The 19,618-nt window shown below is 40.1% G+C and carries 14 protein-coding genes and 2 pseudogenes; 4 read left to right on the top strand and 12 right to left on the bottom strand.

What is annotated here, in order from left to right; translation table 11 throughout:
• The first annotated feature begins 77 nt into the window (after positions 1-77).
• A complete protein-coding gene (locus CFY87_RS06305) occupies positions 78-632 on the top strand; it encodes a nitroreductase family protein (protein ID WP_094946389.1) in 555 nt (184 codons plus the stop codon).
• Positions 633-693: 61 nt separating this feature from the next.
• Here CFY87_RS06305 and hrpA read toward each other — a convergent pair whose 3' ends face one another.
• The gene (gene hrpA / locus CFY87_RS06310; RefSeq protein WP_094946390.1) at positions 694-4,614 is read right to left on the bottom strand and encodes an ATP-dependent RNA helicase HrpA; all 3,921 of its coding nucleotides are present in this window, start codon (positions 4,612-4,614) and stop codon (positions 694-696) included.
• A gap of 109 nt (positions 4,615-4,723) precedes the next feature.
• Here hrpA and CFY87_RS06315 point away from each other — a divergent pair.
• Positions 4,724-5,535: pseudogene (locus tag CFY87_RS06315) on the top strand (5'-nucleotidase, lipoprotein e(P4) family).
• A 74-nt stretch (positions 5,536-5,609) separates the two neighbouring features.
• Here CFY87_RS06315 and CFY87_RS06320 read toward each other — a convergent pair.
• Positions 5,610-6,062, bottom strand: coding sequence for a DUF441 domain-containing protein (locus CFY87_RS06320; protein ID WP_094946391.1), 453 nt, complete (start codon positions 6,060-6,062; stop codon positions 5,610-5,612).
• Between the two features lie 200 nt (positions 6,063-6,262).
• Between CFY87_RS06320 and CFY87_RS06325 the strand changes: the two genes are divergently transcribed.
• A complete protein-coding gene (locus tag CFY87_RS06325) occupies positions 6,263-7,588 on the top strand; it encodes an L-cystine transporter (RefSeq protein ID WP_094946392.1) in 1,326 nt (441 codons plus the stop codon).
• A gap of 453 nt (positions 7,589-8,041) precedes the next feature.
• On the opposite strand, the gene CFY87_RS06330 is transcribed toward CFY87_RS06325, so the two are convergent.
• The 7 genes from CFY87_RS06330 to rplY all read right to left on the bottom strand — a co-directional run bounded on the left by CFY87_RS06330 (position 8,042) and on the right by rplY (position 14,125).
• Complete coding sequence (locus CFY87_RS06330; RefSeq protein ID WP_336595881.1) at positions 8,042-8,692, bottom strand: YczE/YyaS/YitT family protein; 651 nt, start codon at positions 8,690-8,692, stop codon at positions 8,042-8,044.
• A gap of 278 nt (positions 8,693-8,970) precedes the next feature.
• Positions 8,971-9,195, bottom strand: a complete 225-nt coding sequence (locus tag CFY87_RS06335; RefSeq protein ID WP_094946394.1) for a sulfurtransferase TusA family protein — start codon at positions 9,193-9,195, stop codon at positions 8,971-8,973.
• 9 nt (positions 9,196-9,204) lie between these two features.
• Positions 9,205-10,242, bottom strand: a complete 1,038-nt coding sequence (locus CFY87_RS06340; protein ID WP_094946395.1) for a YeeE/YedE family protein — start codon at positions 10,240-10,242, stop codon at positions 9,205-9,207.
• 229 nt (positions 10,243-10,471) lie between these two features.
• On the bottom strand, positions 10,472-11,824 hold the full coding sequence (folC, locus tag CFY87_RS06345; RefSeq protein WP_094946396.1) for a bifunctional tetrahydrofolate synthase/dihydrofolate synthase: 1,353 nt from the start codon (positions 11,822-11,824) through the stop codon (positions 10,472-10,474).
• Positions 11,817-12,716, bottom strand: coding sequence for an acetyl-CoA carboxylase, carboxyltransferase subunit beta (gene accD, locus CFY87_RS06350; RefSeq protein ID WP_094946397.1), 900 nt, complete (start codon positions 12,714-12,716; stop codon positions 11,817-11,819). The genes folC and accD overlap by 8 nt, the downstream gene beginning before the upstream one ends.
• A gap of 93 nt (positions 12,717-12,809) precedes the next feature.
• Positions 12,810-13,592, bottom strand: a complete 783-nt coding sequence (gene truA, locus CFY87_RS06355) for a tRNA pseudouridine(38-40) synthase TruA (RefSeq protein WP_094946398.1) — start codon at positions 13,590-13,592, stop codon at positions 12,810-12,812.
• Between the two features lie 245 nt (positions 13,593-13,837).
• Positions 13,838-14,125, bottom strand: coding sequence for a 50S ribosomal protein L25 (gene rplY, locus CFY87_RS06360; RefSeq protein WP_094946469.1), 288 nt, complete (start codon positions 14,123-14,125; stop codon positions 13,838-13,840).
• A 255-nt stretch (positions 14,126-14,380) separates the two neighbouring features.
• On the opposite strand from rplY, the gene CFY87_RS06365 reads away from it, so the two are divergent.
• Complete coding sequence (locus CFY87_RS06365; RefSeq protein WP_094946399.1) at positions 14,381-14,983, top strand: DedA family protein; 603 nt, start codon at positions 14,381-14,383, stop codon at positions 14,981-14,983.
• A 44-nt stretch (positions 14,984-15,027) separates the two neighbouring features.
• Here the strand turns inward: CFY87_RS06365 and pyrD are convergent, their stop codons facing one another.
• The 3 genes and pseudogenes from pyrD to pepN form a co-directional block, all read right to left on the bottom strand.
• Positions 15,028-16,047, bottom strand: coding sequence for a quinone-dependent dihydroorotate dehydrogenase (gene pyrD, locus CFY87_RS06370; RefSeq protein WP_094946400.1), 1,020 nt, complete (start codon positions 16,045-16,047; stop codon positions 15,028-15,030).
• A 255-nt stretch (positions 16,048-16,302) separates the two neighbouring features.
• Positions 16,303-16,842: pseudogene (locus tag CFY87_RS06375) on the bottom strand (transposase); the annotation flags it as partial.
• A gap of 109 nt (positions 16,843-16,951) precedes the next feature.
• The gene (gene pepN / locus CFY87_RS06380) at positions 16,952-19,561 is read right to left on the bottom strand and encodes an aminopeptidase N (protein WP_094946401.1); all 2,610 of its coding nucleotides are present in this window, start codon (positions 19,559-19,561) and stop codon (positions 16,952-16,954) included.
• Positions 19,562-19,618 lie beyond the last annotated feature (57 nt).

Consider the following 19,618-nt stretch of genomic DNA (forward strand, 5'->3'; position numbering starts at 1 on the left):
GTAAGACGATAATAAAACGCAGGAAAAACCCGCCGCACTTTACAATAGTTCAGAAATAAAATAATAAGGCATAACAAATGGATACATTACAACTTTTAACCACAAGACATTCAGAAAAACAATTATCGGCGCCGGCGCCGAATAAAGCGCAATTAGAACAACTTTTCCAAGCCGCCTCACACGCGCCGGATCATGGCAAATTGCAACCTTATCGTTTTATCGTGATGGAAAATGCCGGCATGGAAAAACTGGGTGAGCTATTAAAAAGTGCCGTCATTGAATTTAATTTAGGCGAAGAGCGGTTAAAAAAAGCGGAGAATTTAGTTAAACGTGCACCAATGTGTATCGGAATTGTTGCCAAAATCGATAAAACTGTTGTTAAAGTCCCGGTTTGGGAACAGATGCTCGCTGCCGGCTGTTCCGCCTACGCCATTCAACTCGCCGCCAACGCCCAAGGCTTTGCTAATGTGTGGATAACCGGACCTTGGATTGATGGCTGCGATCTTAGAAATGCCTTCGGTTGCGACGAAAATGACAAAATCATTGCGCTCTTGATGATCGGCACCGCAGAAGAAAAAATCACTCGCGAACCCCGCCCGTTTAAATTCGACGAATTTGTGCGATATTTATAACCGGACATTCTGTTGGCACATAAACTTAATTATCTTGTGCCAACAGTACTCCAAAGCGCACTTATCCCAACGTTTGAATCGTATTTAAGATACGTTTGTCGGAAATTGAGTATTTGGTGCCGAGTTGTTGTGCAAATAAACTGACTCGTAATTCTTCTATCATATATGGAATTTCCAATATTTCCGTCGGAACCGGTTTAGATTTTGGTAATTTATGCAACAATTGCTGATAGGCTTGCGTAACTTGTTCCACGCGTAACATGGCAGCGTGATCGCGGTTAACATCTTGCGCTAATTTATCAATTCGTTTGTCGATCCCTTGTAAATAACGCAGCAAATCCGGCAGGCGCGTATACCCATGTTTTTGCACAAAATTCGGATAAATCAAACCGCTCATTTGTTGCTTAATATCCGACAAAGCAAATGCCATGGTAAAATCCATTTTACCTTTTAAACGTTTGTTCATTTCAAAACTTAAGGTCAAAATTTGTTCAACCTGCTGCGCAATATCAATAGTGGTTTCATTTAAATCGGCGCGAACTTTTTCTCGAAGACGTTCAAAATCGGCTTCGTTCCATACAAAACCGCCAAAATCCGCCATGAGTTTATCCACCGCACAAGCGATACAATCATCAATCAACTCCAATACACGCCCGAAAGGTGTGAAATAAAGCCCTAATTTGGATTTGTTAGGCAATTTTTCGTGCAAATATTTAATCGGCGAAGGAACGTTTAACAAAATCAAACGCCGCAACCCCTGTTGCATTGCCACTTGTTGCTCAAATTCGGTTTCAAATAATTTGATTCCCACTGCATCTTTTTCATCTACAATCGCCGGATAGGCTTTAACACTGAAGCCTCGTTTTTTATGCTCATAAAATTGTGGCAAATCAGCAAAATTCCATACATGAATGCCCGATTGTTCGATCGCATCATCCGCCACTGCGGAAAGACTTTCTTGCACTTTGCCTTTTAATTCAAATTTCAACTCATCTAAATCGGCACTTTCGGCAATTTTTTTGCCTTTTTCATCAATCACGCGAAAGGTCATCTTCAGATGGTTTGCTAATTGATCCACTTGCCAATTTTCTGATGCCACTTTAACTCCGGTCATGCGTAATAATTCATAGCTTAAGCTGTCAAGTAACGGTTTTTCCAACGGTTTCGCGCGGGCTAAAAAGGCTTGGGCATAATTAGGTGCCGGTACAAAGTTACGACGTAACGATTTCGGTAAACTTTTAATTAATCCGATCACCAATTCTTCGCGTAACCCTGGAATTTGCCAATCAAAACCGTCGGTTTCAACCTGATTTAATAAAGGCAATGGAATATGTACCGTAACGCCATCCGCCTCGGCTCCCGGTTCAAATTGGTAGGTTAATTTCAATTTTAGATTGCCTTGCTGCCAAAAATTTGGGAAATCCAATTCACTCACCGTACCGGCATCCTCTTTAGTTAAAAAGGCTTTTTCAAAATTCAATAATTCCGGATCTTGCTGTTGCGCCTTTTTCCACCAATGATCAAAATGCTTTTGCGATACCACATCCCCGCCGATACGTTTTTCATAAAACTCAAACAACGTCCGTTCATCCACTAAAATATCCCGCCGCCGGCTTTTGTGCTCCAATTCTTCAATTTCTTTGATCAATTGACGATTTTGATGGAAAAATTTATGTTTTGTCGTCCAATCGCCTTCAACTAATGCTGATTGAATAAAAATTTCACGACAAACAACAGGATCAATTTGCCCATAATTCACGGGGCGAGCCGTCACAATCGGTACGCCATATAAGCTCACTTTTTCATCCGCTATCACCGCCCCGCGCGATTTTGACCAACGTGGTTCAGCATAAGATTTTTTCACTAAATGCGACGCCAAAGGCTCAATCCATTCCGGCTCAATTTCCGCGACCATTCTGCCCCACAATTTAGAGGTCTCCACCAATTCCGCCGCCATGCACCATTTCGGCTGTTTTTTAAATAGAACGGAATTAGGGAAAACGGCAAAATGCGCATTTCTCGCGCCTAAATATTGCTGTTTTTCCGCTTCTTTTAAACCGATATGCGACAATAAACCGCTTAAAAGTGCGGTATGAATTTGCGCATATTCTGCCGCTTGTGAATTAATCGGCAGCCCCATTTCACGCGCGGTTAAGCGAATTTGATGATAAACATCCTGCCATTCGCGAATGCGCAAATAATTTAAATACTCTTTTTGGCACAAGCGTCGAAATTGGTTTTTACTCAAGGATTTTTGCTGTTCTTGTAGATAATTCCACAAATTTAAAAAAGCTAAAAAGTCCGATTTTTTATCGGCAAAACGACGGTGTTTATCGTCTGCCGATTGCTGTTTTTCTTGCGGACGTTCGCGCGGATCTTGAATAGAAAGGGCGGCAACGATAATCATCACTTCATAAAGACAAGAAAATTTGACCGCACTTAGCAACATTTTGGCAAGGCGTGGATCAACGGGTAATTGGGCAAGTTGTTTACCAACCTGTGATAATCGACGTTTTTTTAGGGTCACAGTGCCTGTGTCCCCACGATATTCAAACGCCCCCAATTCTTCTAACAATTTCATGCCATCTTGGATATGACGATGATCCGGTGCATCAATAAACGGAAAGGCTTCAATATCGTCCAAGCCCAAGGTGTTCATTTGTAAAATAACGGAGGCAAGGTTGGTGCGTAAAATTTCAGGATCAGTAAATTCAGAGCGCCCATTGAAATCTTCTTCTGAATATAATCGGATACAAATCCCTTCCGAAATTCGCCCGCAGCGCCCTTTGCGTTGATTCGCGGAGGCTTGCGAAATCGGCTCAATCGGCAAACGTTGCACTTTGGTTCGATAACTATAGCGAGAAATTCTCGCAGTTCCCGTGTCGATCACATATTTTATATTCGGAATTGTCAACGAGGTTTCTGCTACGTTGGTGGATAAAATAATCCGATTTAATCCGCTCGGTCGGAAAATACGTTGCTGCTCGGCAGCAGACAAGCGCGCGTATAGCGGTAAAATTTCCGTATGGCGTAATTCCTGTTTTTGCAAGGCTTCGGCGGTGTCTCGAATTTCCCGTTCCCCGTTCATAAAGATCAAAATATCGCCACGCCCTTCCGCTTGTAACTCATTGACTGCATTTAAAATCCCTTGCAGCTGATCTTGATCTTCTTCCTCTACAATTGGACGATAACGTACTTCCACCGGATACGTTCGCCCGGAAACTTCAATAATCGGTGCTCGGTTAAAATGTTTAGAAAAACGTTCAACATCAATGGTCGCAGAGGTAATAATCACTTTTAAATCCGGACGTTTCGGCAAGATTTGCTTAAGATAACCTAAGATAAAGTCGTTATTTAAACTGCGTTCATGAGCTTCATCAATAATCAAGGTATCATATTGATTTAAAAAGCGATCATGTTGAATTTCCGTTAATAAAATCCCATCGGTCATCAATTTAATCAAGCTATTTTCACTCACTTGATCATTAAAACGCACTTTATAACCGACCACATCACCTAATTCGCTCTGCAATTCTTCGGTAATTCGCATGGCAACAGAACGCGCGGCAATACGTCTCGGTTGCGTATGCCCAATCAATCCTTTGCGCCCCAAACCCAACTCTAGGCACATTTTCGGCAGCTGGGTAGTTTTTCCCGAACCGGTATCGCCGGCAATAACGACCACTTGATGTTGTGCAATTGCAGCTAAAATTTCCGTCTTACGCGCACTCACCGGCAAATCAGGAAATTCAATATTTTTGACCGCACTTTGACGTTGCTGCAAACGCAAATGTGCCAGCTGAATTTGTTGCTGAATTTCCGCTGCTACGGCTTGTTGCGCGGTTTCGTTTTTAATGTGTGATAATCCCTTAATCCGCGCTTGTAATCGACGTTGATCCAAAATCATCATATCATCTAATTGAGCAAGCAATTGTTTTTGTAAGGGAGTAACAGGTTGATTTTTGTAATGCTTTGTTGTCATGGTTAACACTATAGGATAAAAAATGTGATGAACATCACATTATTACAATTATATTCACTGTCATTATATGCTAAATTGCTTACTCTCATATAATAAAAAAGGAGATTTTATGAAATCAATTAAACTCGCCATGATTGCACTGGCAACCGTCACCGCACTTAGTGCCTGCTCCAGCGCTCGCGAACAGCAAGATGAAGCCATGCTACAAAATCAAGCCGCTCTTGGTATCGTTTGGATGCAGCAATCCGGTGAATATCAAGCCTTAGCGCGCCAAGCCTTTAATGTGGCAAAATTCGCCTTTGATCAAAGGAAAGCGACAAAAGGTAAGAAAAAAGCGGTAGTTATAGATTTAGATGAAACAATGCTCGACAATAGTCCTTATGCCGGCCGGCAATTTAAAAATGGTCAAGCCTTTAGCGGCGATACTTGGACTAAATGGGTGGATGCTCGCCAATCCGGCGCTGTTCCGGGGCGGTGGAATTTTCAAACTACGTTAATAGTCACAAAGGCGCGGTCTTTTTTGTGTCCAACCGTTTGGACAGCGTAGAAAAAGCCGGCACCATTGATGATATGAAACGCCTCGGTTTTACCTATGTCACTGAAGATCGTTTGTTGTTAAAACAAGATAAATCCAATAAATCCCCCCGCTTTGAACAAATCATGCAACAAGGTTACGACATTGTAGTGTTTGTTGGCAATAATTTAAATGATTTCGGTGATGCAACTTACCATAAATCCAATCAAGAACGTCGCGAATTTGTCGCCAAAAACCAACATTTATTCGGCACGAAATATATCGTCCTACCTAATCCAAACTATGGTGATTGGGAAGGTGGATTAAGCTCGAATTATTATAAAGACAATACACAAAATAAATTAAATATCCGTAATCAAGCCATTAAGGCATGGAACGGAAAATAATCTAAAGTAAAATTAAACAAAAAATGGCCGCACTTTTTATCTTGAGCGAAAAGTGCGGTTATTTTTCTCATTTTTTATGATTTTCCTAATGCTAAAGAGAGAATCCCTGCTGCAATTAATGGTCCAACAGGAATACCGCCAACAAAGGCGACACCTAAAATAGTACCGATTAATAATCCGGTTAAAAGTAAAGGCTGAGTTCCCATTAAGTTCACGCCACGACCGCCGAACCATGCGACCAGCATTCCAACCGCCACCGCTAACAACATTTTCCAATTAAGAAATTCAGAAAGCGCCGGCAATTGCACTTTTCCCGAGACTAATGGACTCAACACGCCGATCGTTAACAAAATAATCCCGATATTTAATCCATTTTTCTCCATAAAAGGGAGATATTTCGCCAATATTGTTTGCTTCATAAGCAACAATACTGCCGCAGAAATAGTAACAGAATTGTTGTTGCTGATAACGCCCAGTAAAATCAGCATGACTAATAACAGCGAAACAGGATTAATTTGTAATGACATTATCATGTCCTCAGATTGTAAAAGTACGGTGAATGGATTTTGATTATAGCAAAGATTTACAGATTTATGTTAAAACTCTCTTAATTGAATATAAAACAAACATTTTTAATAACTAATTCATATAAAATATAACTAAATTGGCTTGTTGTGAATATGGGGTTTTGTTATGCTCAACACCTTTATTTCTATGGGGGAACTATATGCCTATCGTTAATATTATTATATTTGCGCTTATTCTCGTTTTTCTGGCGTGGTTATTGCACAAAACCCAAAAATTAGGACACACTGTTTTTGCAGGACTATTGTTAGGTTTAGTTTTTGGTGCGCTACTGCAAAATTTCTATGAGAAATCCGTGATCGATGGTTCGCTTGTTTGGATCAATTTAATTGGTAACGGTTATGTTCGCTTACTGCAAATGATCGTGATGCCATTAGTATTTATTTCAATTTTATCTTCCATTGTCAAAATGACACAAACCCGTTCGTTAGGAAAAATCAGCTTTAGCGTACTTTTTACGTTACTATTAACAACTGCAATTGCAGCAGCGATCGGTATTACTATGGTATATATCTTCGGAGTTTCCGCAGAAGGTTTGGTGAGTGGTGAACGCGAAGTTGCGGCACAAGATAATGTGTTGACGAAAGCGAAACTAGTCACCGCGATGAGTGTCCCTCATATGCTATTGTCGTTTATTCCAAAAAATCCATTTGCTGATTTAACGGGTGCAAATCCGACATCCATTATTAGTGTAGTGATTTTCTCCGCTTTTCTAGGCATTGCTGCATTAAGTTTGGGAAAAGAGGATGCGACATTAGGCGAACGTATCGCCCAAGGCGTGGAAACCTTAAATAAATTAGTGATGCGTATGGTACGTTTTGTTATTCGTCTTACGCCTTACGGTGTATTTGCTTTAATGATTAAAATGGCGTCCACCTCCACATGGGCAGATATTGTTAACTTAGGGAATTTTATTCTCGCTTCGTATGTTGCCTTAGGATTAATGTTTATCGTTCATGCTATTTTATTATTCTTAGTCAAAGTTAACCCGCTGGAATATTACAAAAAAACCCTACCAACGCTCAGTTTTGCTTTTAGTTCTCGCTCCAGTGCTGCCAGTTTACCGCTGAATATCGAAACACAAACAGAAAAATTAGGTAACGATCGTGTAATTGCTAACTTCTCTGCAACATTTGGTGTTAGTATTGGTCAAAATGGTTGTGCCGGCGTTTATCCGGCAATGTTAGCTGTCATAGTTGCGCCAATGGTCGGTATCGATCCTTTCACATTACCTTACATTTCAACCCTGATTTTAGTTGTCTCGTTATCCTCATTCGGTATTGCCGGTGTAGGCGGTGGTGCAACATTTGCGGCAATTGTAGTATTTTCAATACTGGGATTACCTCTTGAATTAATCGGGTTGCTCATTTCTATTGAGCCCTTAATTGATATGGGCAGAACGGCGTTAAATGTCAACGGAGCGATGGTTGCGGGAACGCTAACGGATCGATTGCTGAAAAAAGCTTAAAATTTCAAATAAGGCACAGATAAAGTGCCTTTCTTCGAATATAAAAAATGAGAATGCCGTTTTCTTGAACAACATTCTCACTAGTTCAAACTAAGATAAATTTAAAGATTTTCGTGATAAGCTTACATTTATCTTGACCGGTTAAAACAGCGTCTTTAAGATAGACATATACATATAGCACTAAACTAAATTTTAAATCCCAACAAAGACTTCTACCATCTGTCGTATTTTCTCTAATTTATCAGCATTTTCAGCTTACAAAACGAACATTATTCCGCCGGATAAAGCAATATAATCATCATAGTATCAATGGGTTAGCAGTTTTAGGCAATAACCGGGATAATGCGGTAAAGCATATGTTATCCTTCCAAAGTCGGGATGATCAAAGGTCGCCTCAGCTCGTTTTCACAGTATTGCGGAAGCAAGTTCATTATAGAAGTCTTATACAAATAATTAAACAGATAATTTATTTTCTTTTATTGGCTTATTTTCTGTTAAATAAGTGCGGTACACGCCTCTTAATTGTTGATTAAAAAATATAACAACATGGCCAACGAGTAAGGCTGAAACTAATGTTCCGACGCCTACACCTTTGATATCACGGAAATAGAAAAGAGATAATGTCAAAGCAATAATAACTAAAGTCACATCTAAAATAACTTTTACTTTAACAAAACGAATACGTTTTACACTTGCAATGACATTAACTACACTATCGCCCGGTACCGCCACTATGCTCGGTGCAATCTCTAGGCTGATACCCAGTCCTAGGAAAATACAACCCAATAATAACATTCCCCATTGAATGATTAGTGTATGAGGTGTCCAAAAAGAAAGGAAGTGCATCTCAATATCAATCAAATAACTGAAGACTATACTTACGGGAATTTGTAGTAGTAACGAGATTTTAAAAGGATTTTTTAATAACATCATTTGTATAATTAAAAAAATAAAATTAAGAAGCAATGTCGCTTGCCCAAATGTCAACCAATCAACGGCTAAACTCAACACATAGGGAACGCTGGAAATTTGGGATGTCCCTAAATCAGCTTTAGTCACCAGTACTGTCCCTAGCGAAATAATGCATATCCCAACGAAAAAAATAAAAACCGTATAAAATCCCTATTTGTTATGTGTAATTTCATATATTTCTCACTTTATGTTATATTTCATTTAAAAAAATGCTAAACTATACTATTTTTAACCCCAATTAGATAGCATAACTCATTCAAATCTTTTTCCCAAAAATAAAAACTACTTATAATACAAATTATAAGTAGTAAAAAAAAAAAAAAACCTATCCCCTGTGTGCCTTGCCTCCCACGACTAAATTAAAAAACTACTTATAATACAAATTATAAGTAGTTTTTTAAATATTAAATTTACGCTTTTTGAATAGTAATTTCCCACGCTGCATCATCTACTTGCGCAAAATGCGTGACGGGATAACCGTTTTCTGCTGCCCAACGGGGTAAATTTTCTGTTGCTTCGGCACAAGTAAATTGAATTAACAACTCATCACCAATTTCTAAATCTACAATTTTCTTTTTAGCTTCCATTAAAGGAAATGGACATAAATGCCCATTTGTATCAAGAATATAGCGCATATTGATCTCCTAATTTGCTTGTTTAAGTGGACGAACATAATAGAAATAGGACATAATCCATACTCCTACCATGATAAAAAAGAGTGAAATCCAACCTTTGGCACTCATCACCGCAGTTGCTGTTAAACCGTTTCCTATCGTGCAACCGCCAGCTAATGACGCACCTACCCCCATCAACAACCCACCGATAACACTATTACGTAAGGTATTAAGATCCGGTAAGCGCCATCTAAATTCTCGACTACCTTTTGCCGCAATGTAAGAGCCAAACATAATGCCGAGAACGAGAAAGACGCCCCAGTTAACATATTTTACTTCACCGGAAGTAATAAACAAAATAATATTGGCTGAAGGTCCCGTTATACTTAAACCTGCTGTTTTTCCAGCTATTCCATTGGCTACCCAAGCGAAAAATGCAAGCATCCCAATAAAAACCGCGGCAACAAAAGGATGTATTTTTTTCTCAAATAAATAGTGGCGAACTCCATTATAGCGAGGAGATAAACTTGCTACTTTTACTACCGGTTTCGATAGGCTTTTGTAAACGCTCAATAGAGTGACAATTAATAATAATGCCACAAGCCACCACACGGAAATTCCTAAATTGGCAGCAATATTTTCATTCATTTTGCCATACTGCCCCATCAATTTAGTAAAATCACTCAATGCTCCGGAACGCATTGCCGCCGCACTCAACATATACATAAATAAAGCAATCCAACTGCTGATTAGTCCTTCACCTGCTCGATACCAAGTTCCGGTAGCGCAGCCGCTTGCAAGAACAATACTTATCCCAAAAATTATTGAGCCAACAATAACAGAAAGTAATGAGAAATCCTTATAAGGTGAACTGATATAACCAAGCTCTATCAACGCTAAAACACCGATACTTTGTACCGAAATAGCAATTAATAATGCATAAAACATACGATTATTTTTGGAGAGATACATATCTCGAAAACCACCGGTTAAGCAGAAGCGAGCACGCTGAAAAACAAAACCCAGTAATCCACCAAGTAATAAGGCTGATAAGAAAGACCAAAACATAACTAACCCTTAGTATAATGTTTTTGAAGAAAAAGTATTAAAATTGTAAAATTTTCCTTTTTATTGTCAATAATGGCATCATTATTTATTGATTTACATCAAATATATCCTACAAAAGAAGATTTAATTTTATCACGAATAAGATGCCGATTTTTGTAGAAGATAACACCCAATTTGACATTTCACTATAGATATGGGCATTCTCCATGTAGAATATGGCTATCAAAAATTAATTATGGATAGTAAGGCATTCTAACAATCCGGCGACGGTATAAAAAGATCCGAAAACTAAAATAAGATCCGATTTCTCGCTATTTTTGACCGCACTTTTTACCGCTTCGGCAACAGAAGTCTGCGCTTCGGCAGAAACCGATTGTAAATGCGTTTGAGCAACTTGCTGTAACGCATATAACAATGCCTCCCCGGCTTGTCCACGGCTTCCCTCCAAGGTAGCGCAATACCAATAATCCACAAAAGGAAGCAACGGCGACAATACACCTTGTGTATCTTTATCTTTCAAAATACCGCATACCGCAATAATCTTGCCTTGAATTTGCGGACGAAGTGCGGTCAGTTTTTCCGCTAAATATCGCGCCGCCTGCGGATTATGCCCTACATCAATCACCATTTTTGCCAAAGTTTTCGTCGTTTTTCCAACGGAGGCTGCCAAGACGGTTAATTTTTCCGGTGCAATAAATTGAAAACGTCCGTTTAGTTCCACTTGCTGCAAAGATTGCATAATGACTTGAGCTGAAATATCAAAAGGTAAATGTTGAACAACCGCCAGCGCAGTCGCGGCATTGGCGAGCGGAATACGCGGAAACGGAAGATTTTCTAACCGCACTTTTTGCCCTTGTTTATTGCCTTGCCAAGTCCAGTGGGTGCTTTCACTTTGATATAGCCATTCCATATCGCGGCGCATAATGTGACAATGTAACTTATTTGCCTGCTGCAACATACTGTCCGGAATTTGCGGATCGCCGATCACAACCGGTTTATTCGCACGAAAAATACCCGCTTTTTCAAAGCCAATTTGCTCGCGCGTATTGCCCAAAAATTCCGTATGATCAATATCAATTCCGGTAATCACTGCAATATCGCTATCGACAATATTAGTGGCGTCCAAACGCCCGCCTAGCCCAACTTCCAAAATCACCACGTCTAATTTTGCTTGTTTAAAGAGATGTAACGCTGATAAGGTGCTGAATTCAAAATACGTTAGCGACGCACTTCTATGGGCATCAATAAAGACAAAGGATTCACAATGTGCGCTATCCGGCAGCTCTTGATTTTGAATCCGAACCCGTTCGTTATAACGTAGCAAATGTGGCGAAGAATATACACCGACGCGATAACCGGCGTTTAATAACAGGATTTCTAATAAACGACAAGTGGTACCTTTGCCATTAGTACCGCCAACGGTGATCACAAACGGAGCGGGCGTTAATAAATCCAACTGCTGCGCCACGGATTGTACGCGCGCTAAGCCTAAATCAATGGCTTTAAAATGACTGTTTTCTAAATAAGAAAGCCATTCCGCGAGTGAAGAAGCGGCTGTTGGCGATAATGTTGATTTATCCATTATTTGCTTCTGTTTCAATCACTTCCGGCTCAACAAACGGAGAGGGTTGATGAGTGAGTTTGCTAAGTAAACCGGCAAGGGTCGAACGCATTTCTGCACGTTCAACAATCATATCAATCGCCCCTTTTTCTAATAAAAATTCGCTGCGTTGAAAGCCTTCGGGTAATTTTTCGCGCACGGTCTGCTCGATAACACGCGGACCGGCAAAGCCGATTAAGGCTTTTGGTTCGGCGATATTGATATCTCCAAGCATGGCAAAACTTGCCGAAACGCCGCCAAGTGTCGGATCGGTTAAAACGGAAATAAAAGGTACTCCTCTTTCACGCATTTTTGCCAAAACTGCACTGGTTTTCGCCATTTGCATTAACGAAAATAATGCCTCTTGCATACGCGCACCGCCGCTGGCAGAAAAACACACAAATGGACAATTCAATTCAATCGCTTTTTCTGCAGCTTGCACAAATTTAGCCCCGACCACAGACCCCATGGAACCGCCCATAAAACTAAAATTAGATGCGGCAACGATGATCGGCATATTATATAAGGTTCCAGACATAACCACTAATGCGTCTTTTTCCCCGGTTTCTTTTTGCGCCGCGGAAATACGATCTTTATATTTTTTTAAGTCTTTGAATTTTAAAATATCTTTAGGCTCTAATTCCGCTGCCATTTCCTGCTCGCTGTCCTTGTCCAATAAGGCTAACAAACGCTCTCTGGCATCAATTCGCATATGATGCCCACATTTCGGACAAACTTCCAAATGACGTCTTAATTCATCACGGTACAACACTTGTTCACAAGAGGTACACTTCGTCCATACGCCCTCCGGCACATTTGATTTACGTGCTGCTGTCGTAGGACTTTTACTAAAAATTCGATCAATCCAGCTCATTTTTATCCTTTTTTATGCATAAGAAAATTCTATGTATTAGACCATAAAACCAATGAATATGCTAGTGCTAAAGGTCTGACATGGCATTTGCATTTATTCTAAAAACAACGGTCCCAACGGGTGTACGGGAAGCTGAAAATGCGATGGATATTGCACATTCACCAAATATAATCCTTCCGCTTTAGCCGTTGGCGCAGCCAAAGTGCGGTCTTTTTTTGCTAATAACCACGCCATCCAATCTACCGGTTGATTGCCGCAGCCTATTTCGATTAGGCTTCCGACAATATTGCGCACCATATGGTGTAAAAATGCATTCGCTTGAATATCCACGATCACATAACGCCCTTTACGCGTTACCTGGAGATGATGCACATTGCGAAAAGGCGTATTGGATTGGCATTGTGCGGCTCGAAAAGCGGAAAAATCATTTTCCCCTAACAAGGCTTGTCCCGCTTGGTGCATTAATTGATGATCGAGATCATAATGACAATGGGTAATGCCCTCCGACAAAATCGCCGAACGTAATTTATTGCAATAGAGAATGTAACGATAACGTCGAGAGGTAGCGCTAAATCTCGCATGAAAATCCTTATCCACTATTCTCGCCCAACTGACCGCAATATCATCCGGCAATTTGGCATTCACGCCAAAACACCAAGCTTTTTCCGGGCGAGAAGCATTCGTTTCAAAATGCACCACTTGCCCGCTGGCATGTACCCCCGAATCCGTTCGCCCCGCACAAAATACCTGACAAGGCTCATTTGCCACAAATGCAATCGCCTTTTCCAGCTCCCCTTGCACCGTCAACAAATTTTCTTGTCTTTGCCAACCAAAATAGCGTTTTCCGTTATATTCAATTCCTAATGCGATTTTCATTTTTTCTCTACCATAATAGACCAGAAAAAACCTATCCTGAACCAGTTGATGAGATTAATCAGGTATAAACACGAGGATGTGTGCCAAAACACTTATTAAAAAATAAAAAATAAGCTATTTTCTTATTCAAATAGCTTATTTTTCTCAATATATTCCGAAACTATTTTATAAAATCTTAATTTACTTTACACAAATCAAGCAATAATTTTGGAACATGTTGTTTCTAATCCGGTATAAATAAAGGATTAAACTCGTTTGAAGTCAATATGAACCAATTTTGGCTTGAACGGGTGACGTTGCATTGCTTGAACTTTTACTGCAACTTCTTTACCTTCGATCACTAAGGTGATCACTTCAGAATAAAAACAATCGCTAGCTTGCGCATTATTAAGTTCATCATGATTTAAAACGATAGACACCGGTGCTTCGCTACCACCGTAAACGATAGCAGGAATTTGACCGTTATGGCGCAGGCGGCGGCTCGCACCCTTACCTTGCGCAGAACGAACTTCAGCGTTAAATTTGAATGCCATTTTAGTGTTCTCTTTAATAAAAAAATGAATAAAAAAAACCGCAGGCGACCCAGCGATTTCCCAAATTTTGCTCAAAAATTTCTTTGAGTGCGCGGATTATACTGAATAAATCGAAATAAATCAAATGAAACCATAATTTTAATTCTCTCTCAAAGGTAATTTTTATAGCCTTTCCCATGCAAAACAAGCTAAAATAAGCCGGTACATATAATAGTAATGATTTTAGATTGTTGTATTTAAATAAGTGGGTTTTCAATGGATGTATTAATTGGTTTTTTCACTGATTATGGCTACTTTGCTGTATTTTTTGTTTTAGTTATTTGTGGATTCGGCGTGCCTATTCCGGAAGATATTACTTTAGTTTCCGGTGGCGTCATTTCCGGCTTAGGTTATGCCAATCCCCATACCATGCTGATTGTCAGTATGTTCGGCGTCTTAATCGGCGATAGCACCATGTACTGGCTCGGCAGAATTTACGGAACCAAAATTTTACGTTTTAGACCAATCCGTAAAATGCTGACATTAAAACGCCTCAAATCCGTCCGTGAAAAATTCGATAAATACGGCAACCGCGTGTTATTTTCGGCGCGTTTCTTGCCCGGTTTAAGAGCGCCGATTTACATGATTTCTGGCATCACTCGTCGCGTTAGTTTTACCCGTTTTATCTTAATTGATTTTATCGCCGCCATCATTTCCGTTCCAATTTGGGTTTACTTAGGTTATTTCGGCGCCAGTAATTTAGATTGGCTGCATGAACAAATTAAACGTGGACAAACTGTCATTTATGTTTTTGTAGCGCTTTTAGCCCTCTTCCTTTTTTGGAAATGGAAACAAAGTAAAAAGACTAAAGCGCAATAACTATTTTGTTTACATACCGAACATAAAAGCGATGAATATCGCTTTTATTTTACCGCACTGACTAACGCCTTGACTAATTGCGGTCCATGATAAATTAAACCGGAATACAGTTGTAATAACTCCGCGCCGGCAGCCATTTTTTCTTCGGCTTGGGCTACGGAGTTAATGCCTCCGCTGCCGATAATCGGCAGACGTCCTTGCAATTCGCTTGCTAAGCGCATGATAATTTGTGTACTTTGCTGTTGCAAGGGTTTACCACTTAAACCACCGATTTCTTGCGCATTTTTGATCCCGTTGACCGTCTCACGCGAAATTGTGGTATTGCTCGCAATGACCCCGTCAATATGATGACGACAAAGCGTATCGGCAATTTGTACCACTTCTGCCTCATTCAAATCTGGCGCAATTTTCACCGCAATTGGCACATATTTATTATATTGCTCCGCTAATACCTTTTGACGCGCTTTAATACTTTGTAACAAATCATCAAGGGCATCACCATATTGCAATTGGCGCAAATCCGACGTATTTGGCGAAGAAATATTTACCGTAATATAATCTGCATAATTATAGGCTTTATTTAGGCAAAAAAGATAATCATCTTTGCCATGCTCTATCGGAGTGACTTTATTTTTGCCAATATTAATCCCTAACACACCGTCATATTTGGACTTTTTCACATTTTCAATTAAATAATCAATGCCTAAGTTATTAAATCCATTACGATTAATAATCCCCTCCGCTTCAATGAGACGAAACTGGCGCGGTTTTGGATTGCCCTCTTGCGCTAACGGGGTGACCGTTCCCACCTCGATAAACCCAAAACCTAAAGCGCCAAAACCGTCAATCGCTTCTCCGTTTTTATCGGCGCCCGCAGCAAGTCCAATCGGATTTTTAAAATGTAATCCCATCACGGTTTTACCACTACCAACCGGGCAAGCCAATACCGCTTTCAATAAAGCATTTAAGGGAGAATAACCGGCGATTTTTAATAACTGCACGGTTAAATTATGCGCTTGTTCGGCATCAAGGGAAAAAAGGGCTTTGCGAATTAAAGAATACATACTCGTTTATCTCTCCGGATAGTTTAACTGTAACATAATAGATCAAAAAAGTACGGTAGATTTTACCGCACTTTTCAGAGCAATGACACCCCCACTATTTTTACAATCAATAAAAAATAGTGGGGTTGTTTTGTATTTGATGGTTTGTAAACCAATATTCTTGCCTACTAATTTTAGAACGTCCATTCCGAGTATTCGGCGATATACCTCAATATATTCCCTTATCCAAGCCATAAAACAATATAAAATAGCCCGAATAACAAGGGCTATCTTTTTGATATTTTGGGCAATACTTGCCAAAAAGCATTGCATTTGAACTTTGCTTAATCCTCTAAAACATGCATAGCGATGACCATGATGCTGTTTTACATCGGCAAAACTATGTTCTACGGTTTCCTTGCCTCTTGCATAAATCACTTTTCCTTTTTCGCTTAGCCTTACTTCATCCAAGCGAGCAATATAGGGTTGGCTGTCATTGACATTCCCAGCGGTTGCAAAGGTATCTAAAATAATGCCATGCTTACCATCCACGGTACGATGGACTTCAATCTCTTTGACGAGCTGGCGTTCGCTTTTAATTCCAAAAATGTAGCCAAGTAGCATAATTTTAAATAGGCGAACAGGGTCGACTGCAGGGCGATCATTATCTTGGCAATAAAGGTGTGCAACTTCATCGCGAATAAATTCGAAATCAATCGCTTTATCGATTTTACGGACAAAACGATCTTTAGGTACGAGCTGTTCAAGACTTATCATCTCGAACTCATATTGAGGGGATTGGGTATTTTTGAGCATAAGCATATCCTCTGTTTAGTATGCTTATTAGATCAAACCTCCAGATAAATATCTAGAGGTTTGTCAGCGGTCTGAAAAGTGCGGTAGATTTTACCGCACTTTTATTTTTTTATTGAAGCGCTTTTTCAATTTTTTCAAATAAATCGCGCGATAAATTTTCTACTTCACTTAATCGCTCAAGCGCACGTTTCATCAAGGTTTGACGTTGTGCATCAAAACGGGCAAAACGAATCAGCGGCTCAATTAAGCGCGACGCTACCTGTGGATTGGTTTCGTTTAAACGCAATAAAATATCGGTTAAAAAACGATAACCTGAGCCATCAATAGCATGGAACGCTTTTAAATTATGCGCCACAAAACTGCCGACTAACGCTCGCAAACGGTTTGGATTATTGAAATTAAAGCTCGGGTGATCCATCAACCGGATAACCTGTTGCAATACGTGTTCATCCGGTCTTGTTGCCTGCAAAGCAAACCATTTATCCATCACTAACCCGTCATGTTGCCATTTTTGCTCAAAATCTTGCAACAAGACTTCACGACAAGGCAATTGCGCTTTAGTCACTACCGCCAACGCCGCTAACGTATCCGTCATATTATTAGCGTAAGTATAATGTTTATGTGCCAAAGCATTGCCAAATTGGGTATAAGCTAAATAACTTAAACATAAATTGCGCAAGCCGCGCAATGCAATATCCGATTGCTCAAGACGATATTCATCGAACTGAATTTTATTGTAGGTTTTCAATAATAATTCTTTTAAATGTTCCGCAATGCTTTTCAGCATAAATTGGCGCACCGCCGAAATACCGTCAGGATCGATCGTTTTAAACAATTCAGCAAATTCCGTTTCTTTCGGCAAGGTTAAAATCAAGGTCGTCAATGCCACATTGCTTTGATAATGCTCCAAAACGCTCGAAAGTGCGGTCAAAATTTCAGCAGAAATACTAAGCGCTTCGCCTTGTTGATAATTAGTCAAATTACGACGTAACTCCGCATTAAATAGCATCTGCGCCGCATCCCAACGCACAAATTCATTTTTTGCCGATTGTAACAACACTAATAATTGTTTAGTGGAATATTCATAATCCAATTTTACCGGCGCCGAAAAATCGCACAACAATGCCGGCACAGGTTTAGTATAAATATTATGGAATTCAAATAGTTGGTCTTGTTGCGTCACATTTAAAACATCGCAAACCGCTTGACCATCATATTGCAACAATTGCTCAATCCCCTGCTCATCATAAAGCGCTATTTTGAGCGGAATATGCAAATTCACTTTATCCATTTGATCGGCAGTTGCCGGCGTCATTTGCGAAACCGATAATTGATAGGTATGCGTTTTTTCGTCATAACTGTCCGTGATTGTTAATTCCGGCGTACCCGATTGGCTATACCAACGACGGAATTGAGCCAGATCCACGCCGGATGCTCGTTCCATTGCGGACACAAAATCTTCGCAAGTCGCCGCTTTCCCATCATTTTCCGCAATATAGCGCCGCATCCCCGCTTGGAACCCTTCTTCGCCCAACAAGGTATGTAACATACGGATCACTTCCGCCCCTTTTTCATACACAGTAACAGTATAAAAGTTATTCATTTCAATCACTTTTTCCGGTCGTATCGGATGCGACATTGGACCTGAATCCTCAGCAAATTGCACGGTTCTCAACAATTTCACATTATTGATACGATTAACCGCGCGCGATCCGGTATCGGAGGAGAACTCTTGATCACGGAAAACTGTTAAGCCTTCTTTTAAGCTCAATTGAAACCAATCGCGACAAGTGACGCGATTGCCTGTCCAGTTATGAAAATATTCATGCGCAATCACACTTTCAATCGCCAAATAATCGTCATCCGTAGCGGTTTGCGGATTTGCCAATACAAATTTGGAATTAAAAATATTTAACCCTTTGTTTTCCATGGCGCCCATATTGAAAAAATCCACCGCAACGATCATATAAATATCCAAATCGTATTCTAAACCGAAACGCTCTTCGTCCCATTTCATGGCTTTTTTCAAGCTCTGCATTGCCCAATCGGCACGATTTAAATTGCCACGATCCACATATAATTCAAGCAACACTTCCCGTCCGCTTTTGGTTACAAACTTGTCTTGCAATAAATCAAAGTCGCCCGCAACCAAGGCGAATAAATAACTCGGTTTAGGAAATGGATCTTGCCATTGAACCCAATGGCGACCATCCTCCAAATCACCACTCGCCACGCGATTACCGTTGGAAAGTAAATACGGATATTTACTTTTATCGGCGGTAATTTTGGTAGTATAACGCGCCAAAACATCCGGACGATCCAACATATAAGTAATCTGACGGAAACCTTCCGCTTCACATTGCGTACAAATACCATCGCCGGACTGATACAATCCTTGCAGCGAGGTATTTTCCGCCGGAACCAAACAGGTAACAATTTCTAACGTAAAACTATCCGCCTCAACGAACCCTAAATCCAACGTTAAGCTTTCGCTATCTTGTTGATAGTTCGTGAATTTTTCACCATTCAATAAAAGTGAAACAAACTGAAAACCCTGTCCGTCAAGGCGCAACGTCGAACTTTCCGAGTTGACACGTTGGAACTGACTTTGGGCGGTCACAACCGTTTTTTGAGGATCAAGTTGAAAATCAAGAGAGAGAGCGGTAACCGTAAAATCCGGTTTCTTATAGTCTTTTCTATATTTTGCTTTAGTGGTCATAAAACAACCTAAAATGTCATGCTAAATTTGTGCTTAGGATATGATTTTTACTGCGAA

Source organism: Actinobacillus seminis (genome assembly GCF_002263215.1).
In the GTDB taxonomy this organism is placed as follows: domain Bacteria; phylum Pseudomonadota; class Gammaproteobacteria; order Enterobacterales; family Pasteurellaceae; genus Actinobacillus_B; species Actinobacillus_B seminis.

Excerpts from the sequence above, each read along its gene's own strand:
- CFY87_RS06320 (WP_094946391.1), bottom strand. The coding sequence starts at position 6,062 with ATGTCATTACAAATTAATCCTGTTTCGCTGTTATTAGTCATGCTGATT.
- rplY (WP_094946469.1), bottom strand. The coding sequence starts at position 14,125 with ATGGCATTCAAATTTAACGCTGAAGTTCGTTCTGCGCAAGGTAAGGGT.
- pyrD (WP_094946400.1), bottom strand. The coding sequence starts at position 16,047 with ATGTATTCTTTAATTCGCAAAGCCCTTTTTTCCCTTGATGCCGAACAA.
- hrpA (WP_094946390.1), bottom strand. The coding sequence starts at position 4,614 with ATGACAACAAAGCATTACAAAAATCAACCTGTTACTCCCTTACAAAAA.
- CFY87_RS06335 (WP_094946394.1), bottom strand. The coding sequence starts at position 9,195 with ATGCGCTATATTCTTGATACAAATGGGCATTTATGTCCATTTCCTTTA.
- CFY87_RS06325 (WP_094946392.1), top strand. The coding sequence starts at position 6,263 with ATGCCTATCGTTAATATTATTATATTTGCGCTTATTCTCGTTTTTCTG.
- CFY87_RS06305 (WP_094946389.1), top strand. The coding sequence starts at position 78 with ATGGATACATTACAACTTTTAACCACAAGACATTCAGAAAAACAATTA.
- CFY87_RS06365 (WP_094946399.1), top strand. The coding sequence starts at position 14,381 with ATGGATGTATTAATTGGTTTTTTCACTGATTATGGCTACTTTGCTGTA.
- folC (WP_094946396.1), bottom strand. The coding sequence starts at position 11,824 with ATGGATAAATCAACATTATCGCCAACAGCCGCTTCTTCACTCGCGGAA.
- truA (WP_094946398.1), bottom strand. The coding sequence starts at position 13,592 with ATGAAAATCGCATTAGGAATTGAATATAACGGAAAACGCTATTTTGGT.
- pepN (WP_094946401.1), bottom strand. The coding sequence starts at position 19,561 with ATGACCACTAAAGCAAAATATAGAAAAGACTATAAGAAACCGGATTTT.
- CFY87_RS06340 (WP_094946395.1), bottom strand. The coding sequence starts at position 10,242 with ATGTTTTGGTCTTTCTTATCAGCCTTATTACTTGGTGGATTACTGGGT.
- accD (WP_094946397.1), bottom strand. The coding sequence starts at position 12,716 with ATGAGCTGGATTGATCGAATTTTTAGTAAAAGTCCTACGACAGCAGCA.